General features: G+C 38.2%; 10 protein-coding genes. 6 read left to right on the top strand and 4 right to left on the bottom strand.

Features of this window, described 5'->3' with window-relative positions; translation table 11 throughout:
- Nucleotides 1–10: 10 nt before the first annotated feature.
- Genes AC6CHQ_RS14155 through AC6CHQ_RS14165 form a run of 3 tightly spaced genes read right to left on the bottom strand, consistent with a single transcriptional unit; the run spans nt 11 to nt 3,111 of the window.
- Entirely contained in the window at nt 11–1,612 is a 1,602-nt protein-coding gene (locus tag AC6CHQ_RS14155) for a phage terminase large subunit family protein (RefSeq protein WP_498081868.1), read from the bottom strand.
- Nucleotides 1,613–1,614: 2 nt separating this feature from the next.
- Entirely contained in the window at nt 1,615–2,010 is a 396-nt protein-coding gene (locus AC6CHQ_RS14160) for a hypothetical protein (protein WP_498081869.1), read from the bottom strand.
- Nucleotides 2,011–2,064: 54 nt separating this feature from the next.
- The gene (locus AC6CHQ_RS14165; RefSeq protein ID WP_498081870.1) at nt 2,065–3,111 is read right to left on the bottom strand and encodes a hypothetical protein; all 1,047 of its coding nucleotides are present in this window, start codon (nt 3,109–3,111) and stop codon (nt 2,065–2,067) included.
- A 697-nt stretch (nt 3,112–3,808) separates the two neighbouring features.
- On the opposite strand from AC6CHQ_RS14165, the gene AC6CHQ_RS14170 reads away from it, so the two are divergent.
- From AC6CHQ_RS14170 to AC6CHQ_RS14195, 6 genes are all read left to right on the top strand, one after another.
- Nucleotides 3,809–4,525: a hypothetical protein gene (locus AC6CHQ_RS14170; protein WP_498081871.1), complete on the top strand. Its 717-nt coding sequence runs from the start codon at nt 3,809–3,811 to the stop codon at nt 4,523–4,525.
- Between the two features lie 291 nt (nt 4,526–4,816).
- Nucleotides 4,817–5,383 (top strand): recombinase family protein, encoded by a 567-nt coding sequence (locus AC6CHQ_RS14175; protein ID WP_498081872.1) that lies wholly within the window; start codon nt 4,817–4,819, stop codon nt 5,381–5,383.
- Nucleotides 5,384–5,396: 13 nt separating this feature from the next.
- Nucleotides 5,397–5,588 carry a hypothetical protein gene (locus AC6CHQ_RS14180; protein WP_498081873.1) on the top strand — a complete coding sequence of 64 codons (192 nt, stop codon included), beginning with the start codon at nt 5,397–5,399 and terminating at the stop codon, nt 5,586–5,588.
- A gap of 940 nt (nt 5,589–6,528) precedes the next feature.
- The gene (gene hsdR, locus AC6CHQ_RS14185) at nt 6,529–9,735 is read left to right on the top strand and encodes a type I restriction-modification system endonuclease (protein WP_498081874.1); all 3,207 of its coding nucleotides are present in this window, start codon (nt 6,529–6,531) and stop codon (nt 9,733–9,735) included.
- Between the two features lie 77 nt (nt 9,736–9,812).
- Nucleotides 9,813–11,246, top strand: coding sequence for a class I SAM-dependent DNA methyltransferase (locus tag AC6CHQ_RS14190; RefSeq protein WP_498081875.1), 1,434 nt, complete (start codon nt 9,813–9,815; stop codon nt 11,244–11,246).
- Nucleotides 11,243–12,676, top strand: a complete 1,434-nt coding sequence (locus AC6CHQ_RS14195) for a restriction endonuclease subunit S (RefSeq protein ID WP_498081876.1) — start codon at nt 11,243–11,245, stop codon at nt 12,674–12,676. Before AC6CHQ_RS14190 ends, AC6CHQ_RS14195 begins: the two co-directional genes overlap by 4 nt.
- A 796-nt stretch (nt 12,677–13,472) precedes the next feature.
- Here the strand turns inward: AC6CHQ_RS14195 and AC6CHQ_RS14200 are convergent.
- Nucleotides 13,473–14,141, bottom strand: a complete 669-nt coding sequence (locus AC6CHQ_RS14200; protein ID WP_498081877.1) for a tyrosine-type recombinase/integrase — start codon at nt 14,139–14,141, stop codon at nt 13,473–13,475.
- Nucleotides 14,142–14,370: the final 229 nt, after the last annotated feature.

Here is a 14,370-nt window from a genome sequence, read left to right on the forward strand (position 1 = left end):
TCGTCCTTTCTTAATCTACATACCATTTGTTTGATTTCATGCCCTGAACCATCAGAGCAGTGGCAATTACACTGTCGTCATGGTGCAAATCACTATGACCACGTTTGTTTCCCATCCTGCCATCCTTCTCAACAAACATCTGCATTTGCTGAAGGGTTGTCTTACATTCAATATTGATTAGTCCACGCTCAAACATCTCTTTGAAATCACTTATCATAATGGCTTTGGTCTTTTCCGTAGTGGTAAAACCAAGTTGTAGCTTCTTCTTGCCACGCTCATCAAATGTTTTCTGTTTGAACAAGTTCATGTACTCATATTCTGTCCTCAATCGCTCAATCACGGGAAGCCCGTAGCTGTTTCTCTCCACTGTCAGGAAAGCATAGTTGTACATACGTCCTAATAAGTCCAGAATTTCTGCAAACAAATAGACGGGAACTTTGTTGTGATAAAAACTCATCACCTGTTGCCCGTCTAAATCGAATATAGATAATGTGCTGTAATCATTCCCTGAGCCACTTGATGTATCTGCTCCACCGTAATATTTAACGCCACGTTTAGGCAGATAGAAAATGTCTAACCCTTTGCCAGCATACTTGAGAAGGGAAGGGGGGAGAACATCTGCAACTTCATCTTTGCTAAGTGGTTCAATCAGGTGCGCCATACGGTTAAGCACTTTGGTTTGCTCAAATACTGATTGCCCTGTTGAAATGAAACTCTCAAGCGGATTAGCAGGGTACTCCTGCATGAACTGTTGTTCTGATTCCATGTCTGCAATCTTATATAGTCGCCACATCAATTGTTTAAGGTTTGCGCCTTGCTCAATAAGTGCCTGTTCTGTTTCATCTAACTCATCACTGCTTAATCGCTTTCCATGAGTTGCAATGTACCATTTCTCAGCTTCCTCATATTCATAGCGGAACTGCTTCTTGTACAACTTGTGGAAGAAGGGAACAAAGTAGCAAGCGTATTTGGATTTGCCCTTCATGGATTGCATGTACAACCTATAAAAATGATTGTTAGTCCCGTTTGAAGTGGTCTCAATCGTTATCTGACTTCCTGCGCCTTTGGCAAGTGACTGTTCAACGGATAGCAATTGAGTTTCTTGATTAGCATAGAAAGCATACTCAGATAGATGGATATATGTGAATGTAGAGCCACGCCCAATAGATTTATGTCCTGCCGTGACTGATGATATCCTTGAGCCATTAGAGAAATATAGTTCACTCCTGTTGTCTCTTTTGACAGTGGGGAACAAGCCCTTGTATTTATCTCTTGGAATCATGTCATTCATGGCTTTCAACTTCTCAAAGAGTGCTTTTGCGGAATCCCCCTTATAAGAAACAATCAAGATGTTCTCATGGGGCTTGGTCAATGCTCTCCATAATGCCTTTCCAAGTACAAAGGTAGAGATACCGCTCTGACGTGCTTTGCCGATAATGACAAAGCGGTTGTCATTCATCAGCTTTTCAATTTCTAACTGAGCATCATTGAGTTCAAACTTAATAACATTGTTCTCATTGTCTGTTATCTGTAAGAAGTTCTTGGCGAATAAGGGGAAGTTCCTTAGAACCTTCCTCAGCTTGTCCTCTGCGGTCATAGGTGTCCTTGCCATAATCAATCAAGCTCCAAGTCACTGTAGTCAATCTCGTCCTCTGAGGGCTTCTGACGGGCTTTCAGCTTGGCTTCATTATAGGAGCGGATTTGTTTCTGTAAGTCCAACATCATCTTGATTGCTTTTTCATCACCCTGTTGCGCTTTCTCAGAAACAGATAGATATGCTTTCTCAAGGTCATTAGCAAATTTAGTTTCAAGGACAAGGTTTGTGAGAGCAAGGAACTGAGGGGATTTCTCCCACTTGTGATACTCATTCAGGGTCTTAGTTCTGAGCAGTTCACAAAGTCGTTCCTCACTGTGTTTTGGTTTGTTGCGGTCATACTCTAAATCAAAACGCCATTTAAAATACAATTGCTTCTTCCAAGGGAGTTTTTTCAGCTCTTCATAAATGTCCATTTTTTCTTCTCCTTTAACTTTCAAATTAAAAAGACGTACCATTAGGCACGTCTTTTAAAAATCATATTGATTCCTACTGAGTTCTTCTAACTCAGCTTCATAATCATCTTGTGGAATTGACATTTTGTTCTTAAGGATATGGAGAGTATTGAGGTAGCGGAACTGTTTTACAAATGAACTTTTATCTTTTCGGTTCTTGAACAATTCAAGAAGTCGATTCTTAAATGCATCCATCATTTCTGATTTGTTAACTTCCTGCCAGACAGTTTCATCAAGGATTTCAACATGAATTGACTCATATGGATACTTAATATCATGTTCCTTTACATATGCCGAATCGAGGGCATCCTGTACAGTTGGAAGGTTATCGCTTCTTGGTATTATGCCAGCTTGCATCTGATAAAAAACGTTGTAACTAAAACCGTGTTGAGCCAATACTCTGTCACGAGTTTCCTTAACTGCTCTCAATTTGGATGGAGAAAGGGTGATAATACCGCCGTTTATATGTCTTGCTACATCGAAATAGGTCACTTTAATCCTGCCACTATTGGATAGGCGGTTAAGAGCAGTTTTAAACACACTTCTGTTTCGTTCTTTTATTTCACGTTTAAAATCATAGTACGCTCTCTTAGCTTCTTCAGTAGAGTTATATCCAATTGTTTTTTCGTGAAGTTCATCTAATGAATCAATCACTTTCTTTCTTGGTAACTTTACTTCAAAGAGTTCAATCATATCTATCCAGTAAGAGATAGGACGATTATCAAGTTGGTTTCTATCATTCATCTCCAAAAGACGCTTAAAGATGTATTCATCTATCAGTAAATCATCAGGAGTTGGCTTTTTTCCGTTTTCTTTTCGCCTATCAACTCGTTCTGAAGGTGTATCCTTGATTTCACTTAAAACATACAAAGGTTTTCGTGGAGAAAGGTATACAACTTCCACTTTGGCAAACGTCATTAGCATATCTAACAGCATTTTATTTTGATTTCCACCTAAAGAACGTCCTCTTTCTATTGTTTCCAAAAGAGTTCTGGCTTCTTCAAATCCTCGGTCAATACAATATTCAATTGCTTCTCTTTTTTTTAGTGTAATATCAGCCACAATTATTAATTCTCCTTTAATATTTATACGACGCAATCAATTCATTATCTCAAGTTTTTTTATATAATATAATAGGTTAAATATGTCGCATAATTGAATTTTATCCTTTAAGAACTCTAAATACAATTAATCTGCCCAACCACAATGTTCACGACTTGCATGCAAGTCGTGAACAGAAATGGATGTAGCGGAACGAAGTGGAGCTACATCCATTTTCATTATCCGAGTCACTTGAGTAGTGATGACCTGAAGGGGGATTCAAACCGAATTGACTTTTAGAGTATGAAGAGTTTTGATGCTGTCTAAAGATTCTTTGAGTAAGGTTTTAGGTAAGGATGAACCGTAAGGAGGAGTTCAAACAGCGTCTTTTCAATGGGAGGGATTTACATAGCGAATTTACATTTGGTGGTCGAGGGAAGCAAGAAATTGATATAATGGAACTACTAGCGAGTTGTATAGTTATTATTTCAAAGGGAAGACATAGAAAATAACTAGAAGTATGGAGCAAAAGCGTGTCATTTTAAAACTAACTGGGAGTAAAATGTAGTGGATTTAAACTGATACCACTCAGATATAGGTGAGTGATTCACCGTTTCTTATAGTTGAAGAGTATGCTATGAAGAAGGATATTTTAATGATCCAATTAAAAGACATTCATTAAAAGGTTAAACAAGGTTGCTTTCAAGGGGGGGGAAATATGAGTGCGAATGTTAATCGAAAGACCGGGAAAATTAATTATAAAGTATTTAAGCAAAATGATTTAAATAAATTAGTTAAATTCTTTATAGAAGCTAATGAAAGTTTAAATTACGATGACACTGACTTTAGTTTGAAAGTTGAATATGAGGATGGTTTTTCTGTTGAAGGTATTGACAACTCTATTTTGAATGAAGCTGATTACAAAAGGATAAAAGTCATTCATTTCACAGTCAAAAATATTTTTGTTAATAAAGAAATAAGTCTCTACATTTCAAACGATTATGGCACTTATACTGTAAAAAGCATTGATAAAGATTGGGTGGACGCTAAGTTTATACAATTGAAAGAAATAATAGAGACTACTCCAAATCAAAATACTTGGTTTTCAAATGATAATAAACAAACCACTATTAACAACGTTGTTGGAGTTACTCTAGGGGTATTACTATTTATATTTGTTTTCATGAGAGTAAGCGATGATATATTTAATAACTTTTTATTTTTGTTATCAATCGTATGGCTTTCAGTAATAATAGGGCAAGTATTTTCACATATCTCATTAGGAAAATTGTATAAACTGTATCCCAAAAATGACTTTGAAACTACTTTAGATCATCTAAATCAGAGCAAGAAGAGAAAAGCGATTATTTGGAACTTGCTAGTGATTGTTATCTTCCCGATTTTGATTAATTATCTGTCAGGCTTATTATTCTAATCAATCAGAGGTAATACGATAAAAGAACACCTGTCAACGATAATAGAACAACTAAATATCTTGTTGGTAGACATTTAATTTGTTTTTAGGCAATTGTATTCTAATAAATTAAGCTTTAAGCTTCCTTCTATAACAAGGAAGCTTTTTTGTGAGGATTTACAGCAAACTAAAGGGGGATGAAGATTTTTTCAAGTATCATAAATCAAGAGATTTGACACCAATTGTAGGTTGCAGTAATATCAGGGTATCAATTGGTGTCATAACTCGGTGTCGTAAATAGGAGGGCAAATCATGGTCAAATACGGTTATGCAAGGGTATCAGGTGTCAGTCAAGACTTGCAATCACAACTTCAACAATTAGAGGATGCGGGTTGTGAAATCATCTACAACGAGAAAGCAACCGGAATGAGCTCGCACAGGGTAGAGTTTCAGAAGCTGCTATCACAAATTAAAAAAGGAGATACCTTGACCGTAACTAAACTTGACCGCTTCGCCCGCTCCGCTGAAGATGGAGTTAATCTAATAAAGGAGTTGCTAGCTAAAGGTATCAAGGTACACATTTTGAATATGGGCCTGGTTGAAGATACTCCTATGGGTAGATTAATTCTTCGGATGCTATCCGCTATAGCAGAGTTTGACAGAGATATGATTGTTGAGCGTTTAGCGGAAGGAAAATTAAATGCACGTCAACGGGGGAATTTCAAAGAGGGGAGACCAAACAAATACACAAAAGGACAGATGGATCATGCTTTGTCTATGCTTGATGAGGGATTAAGCTATACTGAAGTTGTAAAGCGAACAGGGATCAGTAAATCAACTCTTATTAGAGCGAGAAGAAAGAGAGCAGTCAAATCGTAAAGGAGAGAAAGTAATGACCAAATCGCATACGATCCTTGTCCGTTACCATGACCATAATGATGAGGACAAAGCTGAACTGATTCAAGTCCCGTTCATACCCATTCCGGGTGATGGGGTTTTCTTGAATGGAATTGAGTATAACGTCAGCAGCCGTCTTTTTGATATCGATGAGAACCGAACAACGTTCTTTTTATTGAAAGTCTAAGCGATTTATCCAATTGCCAGCCTAATATTTAGGCTGGCTTTTTGTTGCATCAAAACAGATTTAATAAATGATTGGGAAAATCTGCACGATCATATTATTCATCTTAATCTCCTTGATGAACACATAACAGGTTATAAGGAGTGGCATGAAAAGCGGTCACCAAAGTAAATACCTTGTACGCTGGACACAATTTGTGTTTGGCGTTTTTAAAATGTGTTAAGAAACAGCAGGCATGTTATAAATCGATTGGAAAAAACAGATTAAATTAAAAAAGTTGGAAATGAATCATGACCAAAAAGAGGAAGGTAATTCGGCCACAGACCAGTAGGAGGAAGAGGAAAAAAGGTGAGATAGGCGTGGTTATGTCACTATTTTCAACATAGTGGGGGGATGGTTTCCAGAGTCGACCTACCTGGCAAATTTCATGAAAAGCCCGACCACTTATACTCTCACACTATCGAAAATCATTTCGATTCGTTTCGAGACACCCCCGATTAATTCGTGATATTCTCCATTGATTTTTCCTCGTATTATATTGATTTTCTCGTCTTCTTCTTATTTACCACGTGGAAGGACCTATTTTTTCGTCATTTATACGATAACCTCTCATTCACGTATACCTTCTAGTACTAAAGAGCAAGGCTCTTTACTTACCGGATACATGATGATTACATCCTCTTATCTCAGTCATTGACCATTTTTATACAGTTATTATCGTGTCTATATTTTCAGCTTTTTGGGATCTATAACATGCCGATTTTTTTCATAAAATACGTAAAACAACATCCTGTTTATCTTTGTTTTGGGTGGACTAGATTCAATATTCATTATAGGAAATAGAAAACTATCCACTGTTAAGGCTCGGTGGTGTATAAATTAACTAATTTTGGTATAGTTGTTGTATGGTGAACACATACAACTTTTAAGAAATGGTGATCAAATGGGTGGAAACTTTTCATTCTTAGAAAAGGACTGGGATGTTCTAGCTAACTTAGGGGAGACGGCTGAAAGCAATTTATTCCGAGACCCACATACGACACTGATGAAATTGCGGTTGTTTGCAGAGACTATAACTAAATATATACTCGCTTTCGAGAACATTGAAGAAACTCATGGATCTTCACAAGTCGATAGAATCAACATATTACGACGAAATGATGTACTTGAACCAGAACTGATTGATTACCTCGATACCCTTCGGCGATCAGGAAATAAAGCAATGCACGAAGCAGGTTATGGAGAAACTCAAGAGGCAAGAGCTTTATTGCAGTTGGCTTACCGTATAGCTACTTATTTTATGGAGGTTTACGGTGATTGGGAATTCAAAGCCCCAGAATTTGTAGAACCTCAAATACAGTTGGTTATTAGTGCTGAAAAGCTTCAGCAAGAGTATGAAGATAAAGTCGCTAAGCTCGAAAATGAATTAGATGCTATCCGGCAACGAGCAGAAGTTGAATTAGATAAGGTAAAAAACAATCGTAGAAAAAAATCTGAAAATTATGCTCGCCGGCAACATTTAACAGAAGCTGAGACACGATCTATTATTGATGGGAAACTTCGTGCTGCTGGTTGGGAAGCGGATACAACGTTACTTAACAATCAAGTACACGGAACGATGCCAGAGAAAAATAGAAATATAGCAATAGCTGAGTGGAAAGTTAGAGGGGGAAGGGTTGATTATGCACTCTTCATTGGTAAGCAGCTTGTTGGGTTTATTGAAGCAAAGGCAATAAACAGAACAATTCCTGGAGCGTTAGAAAGCCAAACAAAAACCTATGCCAAAAATGTTGTGCAACTTGAGAATGAATTAATCTCTCCCACAACTGGCGAATACAAGGTACCATTTTTATATGCTACAAATGGGCGTCCTTATCTGAGACAACTTCAAGAAGAGTCAGGAATTTGGTTTTGGGATTCGAGAAAACCAATGGAACATGCCCGTCCACTTGAAGGATGGCACTCACCAGAGGATATGCTCCTTCTACTAAGTCAAGATGACAAGGATGCAGATAAGCGGCTTGAGGATGAAGATATTACAAAACTCGGCTTACGGCCTTATCAGCAACAAGCTGTAATTGCTGCAGAAAGAGTATTGGCTGAAGGGCAAAGAAGAATGTTAATCGCAATGGCAACAGGTACCGGGAAAACCCGTACAGCAATTGCTTTGATGTATCGACTAATTAAAACCAAGAAGTGTCGACGAATTCTGTTTTTAGTTGATCGTAATTCACTTGGAAAACAAACAGAGAATGCCCTTAAGGATACTAAAATAGAAGGTTATTCATTTGCTGATATATATGATGTGAAATCATTAGAAGATATTACTCCTGAAATAGAAACAAAGGTGCATATTGCTACTGTTCAAGGAATGGTTAGAAGACTTTTCGACAGTGAAGATGAACGAACTCCAACCGTTGGACAGTATGATTTTATAATAGTGGATGAAGCACACAGAGGATACACAAGTGATAAGGAAATGACTGAAGAAGAGTTAGCATTCCGCGATCAGAATGATTATATCAGCCAATATAGGCGTGTTATTGATTACTTTGATGCAGCTTGTTTGGGACTAACAGCAACTCCTGCTCTTCACACAACTGAAATTTTCGGGATGCCGATCTTTAAGTATTCCTATACGGAAGCTGTATTAGATGGCTTTTTAGTGGATCACGAGCCTCCATATTTATTTAAAACAGAGCTTTCGGAAGTCGGAATCACATTTGAAGAAGATGAAGAAGTAGAAGTGTATGATGAAGGGGAAGGGCAGATACAGCTTGAGAAAATGGAGGATACGGTCCATTTTGAAGTTGAACAATTCAACAGGAAAGTGATCACAGAACCCTTCAACCGAGCTGTATTAAACAAATTAGTTGAGTATATTGATCCAGCAGGAAAAGAGAAAACGCTCATCTTCGCAGCCACTGACCACCATGCGGATATGGTTGTTAGGTTGTTAAAAGAAGCTTTCCAGGAACGTGGAGACGAAATTGAAGACGATGCCATTATGAAAATTACTGGCTACATCTACAAGCCACTGGATGCAATTAAACGTTTTAAGAATGAACGACTTCCAAATATTGTTGTAACGGTTGATTTACTTACTACAGGAATCGACGTTCCTCCAATAACCAATATAGTGTTTTTGCGCCGAGTGCAATCACGTATCTTATATGATCAAATGCTTGGACGAGCCACTCGCCTTTGTCCAGATATCAGTAAAACTCATTTCAATATTTATGACGCAGTCGGAATTTACGACAAGTTACAAGATTACACAGAGATGAAACCTGTTGTAAAGAATCAAAGCTATAGCATTGAACAGCTGTTTGAATCACTTGCCAATGCAAGTTCAGAAGAAGAAGCCTCGTTTTACAGAGATCAGTTATCAGCAAAAATACAACGAAGACAACAAAAGATTGATGAAGAGGGGAAGCAAAAGTTTATAGAGCTTTCCAATGGAATGGAGCTTGATGAATGGGCGAAGGACATTCAGTTATACAATCCACATCAAGCAAAGGAACATAAGATATTATTTGAGTTTATGGAGACATACCGGACAAACGGCGAAAAGAGATACATCTCCAATAAAGAAGATAAAGTAAAAGAAGTAGTACGAGGTTATGGAGAAGGCAACAAGAGACCAGAGGATTATTTGGATGGATTTGTACAATTCATTAAAGAAAACATCAATAGTATCCCTGCTCTTCAGATCGTCTGCACTCGGCCAAAGGATTTAACAAGACAAGACTTGAGAGAACTCATCACTATTTTAGAAACAAAGGGCTATAAACAATCGCATTTGCAAACAGCTTGGAAACAATCGAAGAATGAAGACATTGCAGCAGACATCATTAGCTTTATCCGTCAAGCAGCTTTAGGCGAAGCATTAATCGATCACGAAACACGTATTAAGCAGGCTATGCACAAAGTGTACTCCTTGCATGATTGGACACCAAGGCAGAAAAAGTGGCTAGAACGGATTGAGAAACAATTACTGGCAATGCCAGTGCTTGCACCCACCGCAGAGGAGGCTTTTTCAGAAGAACCATTTAAGACCTCAGGGGGCTACAAGTTATTAAAGCGAGAGTTTGGTGATTATATTGAAAAGGTAGTTTCCACTATAAATGAAAATCTTTATATTAGTTAACAGCAGTGCCTCTCTGCAGAGAGGCACTTTTTCGATATAATGGATAGGCTAACAATGATAATTTCTGGAGGAATAAAATGAACAACCAAGAGATCATTCAAAAACTATGGAGCCTCTGTAATGTTCTTCGTGATGATGGTATTACATATCAACAATATGTAACAGAGTTAACTTATCTTTTATTCTTAAAGATGATGAAAGAACAGGAAACGGAAAGTATCATTCCAGAAGGATATCGTTGGGATGATTTATTAGAACGAGAAGGCCTTGAATTGAAAACATACTATCAGAGACTTCTGCTTGACTTAGGAAGTAATGATAATGAAATGCTTCGTCAAATATACAGTGATGCGTCTACGAGTATTGCAGAACCAAAAAACTTAGAGAAAATCATTAAATCTATTGATGCACTTGATTGGTACAATGCTAAAGAGGAAGGGCTTGGAAACCTATACGAAGGATTACTTGAGAAAAATGCTAGTGAAATGAAATCGGGAGCGGGACAATATTTCACACCACGAGTCTTAATTGACGTTATGGTGCAGTTGATTGACCCTAAAGTAGGGGAACGGTGTAATGACCCTGCTGCCGGAACCTTTGGCTTCATGATTGCGGCGGATCGATATCTCAAAAGTAAGACCGATGATTATTTCGATTTAGATCCTCAAGAAGCTGATTTTCAAAAAAAAGAAGCATTCACTGGTATGGAACTTGTAAAAGATACACATCGTCTCGCTTTAATGAATGCATTGCTTCACAACATGGAAGGACGATTGGAACAAGGGGATTCTTTATCTGCAAATGGAAAGTGGATTAGTAATTTCGATGTTATCTTAACAAATCCACCATTTGGTACAAAAAAAGGTGGAGAACGAGTATCCCGTGATGATTTAACTTTCGAAACATCAAATAAACAGTTGAATTTTTTACAGTTAATTTATAATGCTTTAAAAGATGATGGTAATGCAAGAGCTGCTGTTGTATTGCCTGATAATGTTTTATTTGAAAGTGGTATCGGGACACAAATTCGTCGTGACTTAATGAACAAATGTAATTTGCATACAATTTTACGACTACCAACAGGGATCTTCTATGCACAAGGTGTTAAAACAAATGTTTTATTCTTCACAAGAGGAATGGCTGACCATGGTAATACAAAAAACGTTTGGGTATATGACCTTCGGACAAATATGGCTTCATTTGGAAAGCGTAATCGGTTAGCAATGGCTCATTTTGAAGACTTCATAAAAGCATATATGGCAGAAGACCGATCGCAAGTAGAAGATGAACGTTGGAATATGTTCTCACGAGAAGAAATTATGAAAAAAGATGACAGCTTGGATATTGGCTTGATTGCAGATGAATCATTATCATCCCTTGAGAACCTTCCAGATCCGGTCGAATCAGCAGAAAAAGCGATTGAAAAACTTCAACAAGCAATGGATATATTAAATGAGATTTCAGTGGAGTTACGTGCTGTTAAAGAGGACAATGAGGTGTTCACAAAGTGAGTAAAAAGTCTGTTGATGAATTATTGGAGGAAGCTATAGTTCCAAAAGAACAACAGCCTTACGAAGTTCCTGAGAATTGGGTATGGATAAATTTAAGAAGTTCTCTTAAAAGTATTCAATACGGCTATACAGAGACTTCATCGTTGCAAGAGATTGGACCAAAATTTTTAAGAATTACAGATATTCAAAATGAAAAAGTCGATTGGAATAGCGTTCCTTATTGTACAATCACGGAGCCAGAACTAAAGAGATACAAACTCGAAGACAATGACATTGTGGTCGCCCGTACTGGTGCAACCACAGGGAAAAGTTATTTAATTAATAATCCACCATTATCTGTCTTTGCCTCCTATTTAATTAGACTTCGATGCAATAATAATATGCATCCTCAATTTTTATGGGGGTTTATGAAAAGCTCGATGTATTGGAAGCAAATAATGGTAGTAAAGAAAGGAAGCGCACAGCCTGGGGCTAATGCACGAATATTAGGTAATCTGTCTGTGCCTCTTCCTCCCTTAAATGAACAAAAACGTATTGCTAAGAAAGTAGATCTATTCCTAAGTAAAATTAAAAAAGCAGAGCGGTCGATTGTGGAAGCGAAGGAGTCATATGAGCATAGAAGAGCGGCTATATTAAATAAGGCAATTTCGGGGGAATTAACTCATGAGTGGAGAGTTAAAAATAATCCCATAATCAATCAAAGTGTGCCATTAAGTATAAGCAAAAAATTAGAAATACCAAAATCTTGGGTAGTAACAAACTTTAATTCCATTGCTTCAGATGAACAATATTCACTTGCTATAGGGCCGTTTGGAAGCAATTTAAAAGTATCAGACTATACAACAACAGGTATACCTTTAGTTTTTGTACGCAATATTAGGAGTTCTAATTATGAGTCAGAACGCAAATATGTTTCTGTAGATAAAGCAGAGGAACTTAATGCCCATTCAGTTAATGGTGGAGATATTTTAATAACTAAGATGGGAGACCCACCTGGAGATGCCGATATTTATCCAGACAATTTAGGTAAGGCAATAATTACGGCTGACTGTATCAAGCTTAGAGTAAATAATAAAATTGCTCACAAAAAGTTTGTAATGTACGCTATAAAATCTCCTTTCGTTCAGAATCAAATTAGAAAACATAGTAAAGGTGTAGCACAGCAAAAAATCACCTTAAAGATATTTAAGGAATTAGAAGTACCACTTCCACCATATGAAGAGCAAGTGGAAATTGTCAGGATATTAGATAAGTACTTGAAAGCTGATGAGATTGCATTAAATTATATAAGATTAACAGAAGAAAAACTTAAGTTATTAAGCGCCGCCATTATTTCCAAAGCTTTCCAAGGAGGACTCGGGACAAATTCTTCAAATGAAGAGAATGCGATTGAATTGCTTAAAACGGCACTACAGGAACAAGTGAGATAGTGGAGAGGAAGCATCCGATCATTTGGATGCTTTTTTGTATAGGTGAAATACACTCTTATCTCAGCAAGCGTGGTATTTTTGTAGCTAACCTAGTGCTGCATGTACTATCATGGGTTGCTGAAGAGAGCGAACGAAGATCAAGGCTCGCCAAGCTGAATGGATTGCTTCAGCAAAGGCACAAGCAAACATTAAGGAAGAACTAAGACACCTATCACGACTGACTTCCTTAGGGCATATGAGGAGTAGAAATCAGGCGAAATCACTGCCGTTACAGCTATGAAGAAATCAACGGCTACTTTTATCGCAAGGTCAAGGAGCATAAGGAACCTAAGAGGCTCCCTAGGTGGTTTTACTTACTATTTAGTAGGTAGGGGGATGATTTCCACATGTTTAACGGGGGTAGGGAAAAGAACAGGTCGGTAGTTGCTTTCACACACCACGAGTTTTTTAAACCTATCGGTATTGACCTCAAGACGGTGATAAAAAGGCCTCGCCGCAACAAGCCGGCGTAGGCCCCAACAATTAGTCTTCGTTATTCCTATATGCGGTTATTTTACCCAACAGTATATTGACATCTTCTTCGAAGTCTAAGACGTGCATTTTCCGGTGGCATGAAGGATCAAGTGCGACAGTTTTGTAAATGGTATCTTCGCCGCCTTTGCTAAGCCAAATGATGTGTCTGAAAAAGGGGCTGGTTTTCCGCAGAGATCATAAAGTCCATTGGCCCGTCGCTTCACATATTCTGAAACATATGGATCGCAGTCAAATGTTTTTGAAGTGGTATAACGTGGCCCTATTACTTCCGTTTTAATATCCGGTGTACTGGCGAATATTTGTTATGCTGTGATCGCACATCTGCATCGTCCATTTGAACGTACTTACGCGTTGTCGCAATTTCCGCATGATCTAAAATTCGCTGTAATGTAAAGAGGTCGCCGCCATTCAGGAGGTATTTACGCGCGAAAGTATGCCGAAACATATGCGGGCTTAAACGCTTTATTCCTAATTGTTCTTTATGCCTATTTAGACGTCTTCGAAATGAATCAGCTGTAAGCGGGTCGCCATATGCATTATAAAATATCCGATCGACATCGCCAAAGTAACCTTTGGTTTCAACGAGCAATTCCCGCAGCAACTTTGCAATTTCCCGACTAATTGGCAACTCTCGCATACGTCGATTTTTAGCGATTTGCGACGGTACGATCACGGTTAGCAATCGGAAGTCAACGCGATCAACCGTTAGGCTAATAGCTTCTTCAATCCGCATACCTGTGTCGAGTAGCAGCAAAATAAGAACTCTATCTCGCCACTCCGCGTATTGCCTCACATCTAAACTCGAAAGCAGGCGCTCAATCTCCGCATCTGTCAGCCCAGGCACTTCTTCACGTTCATCGTCCACCACGTTACTAACCGTGGCCATAGGATTCGTTGCCGCAATACCTTCAGCATGCCAAAATCGACACATCGTCCGCAACGTCCGAAGACGTATATTAATCGTATTTACCGAAAGCCCAACACTTGTAACCGTCAAGTAGAAAGTTACCATTTTCGCAAATTAGGATGTTACCACTTTCGCAAATTAGGATGGAGCCACCGTATCTGAAAACAAGGTCTTGCGATGCTTCATTCGGAGGCTGTCATCATGCTCACTGAATGAGATGACCTCACTGCGGTGAAGCAGGCGGTCAAGAATG

Source organism: Bhargavaea sp. GQ12, assembly GCF_059758705.1.

Bases quoted from the DNA above. Each gene is read 5' to 3' on its own strand.
- AC6CHQ_RS14155 (WP_498081868.1), bottom strand. From the start codon at position 1,612: ATGGCAAGGACACCTATGACCGCAGAGGACAAGCTGAGGAAGGTTCTA.
- hsdR (WP_498081874.1), top strand. From the start codon at position 6,529: ATGGGTGGAAACTTTTCATTCTTAGAAAAGGACTGGGATGTTCTAGCT.
- AC6CHQ_RS14190 (WP_498081875.1), top strand. From the start codon at position 9,813: ATGAACAACCAAGAGATCATTCAAAAACTATGGAGCCTCTGTAATGTT.
- AC6CHQ_RS14200 (WP_498081877.1), bottom strand. From the start codon at position 14,141: ATGTGTCGATTTTGGCATGCTGAAGGTATTGCGGCAACGAATCCTATG.
- AC6CHQ_RS14180 (WP_498081873.1), top strand. From the start codon at position 5,397: ATGACCAAATCGCATACGATCCTTGTCCGTTACCATGACCATAATGAT.
- AC6CHQ_RS14170 (WP_498081871.1), top strand. From the start codon at position 3,809: ATGAGTGCGAATGTTAATCGAAAGACCGGGAAAATTAATTATAAAGTA.
- AC6CHQ_RS14160 (WP_498081869.1), bottom strand. From the start codon at position 2,010: ATGGACATTTATGAAGAGCTGAAAAAACTCCCTTGGAAGAAGCAATTG.
- AC6CHQ_RS14175 (WP_498081872.1), top strand. From the start codon at position 4,817: ATGGTCAAATACGGTTATGCAAGGGTATCAGGTGTCAGTCAAGACTTG.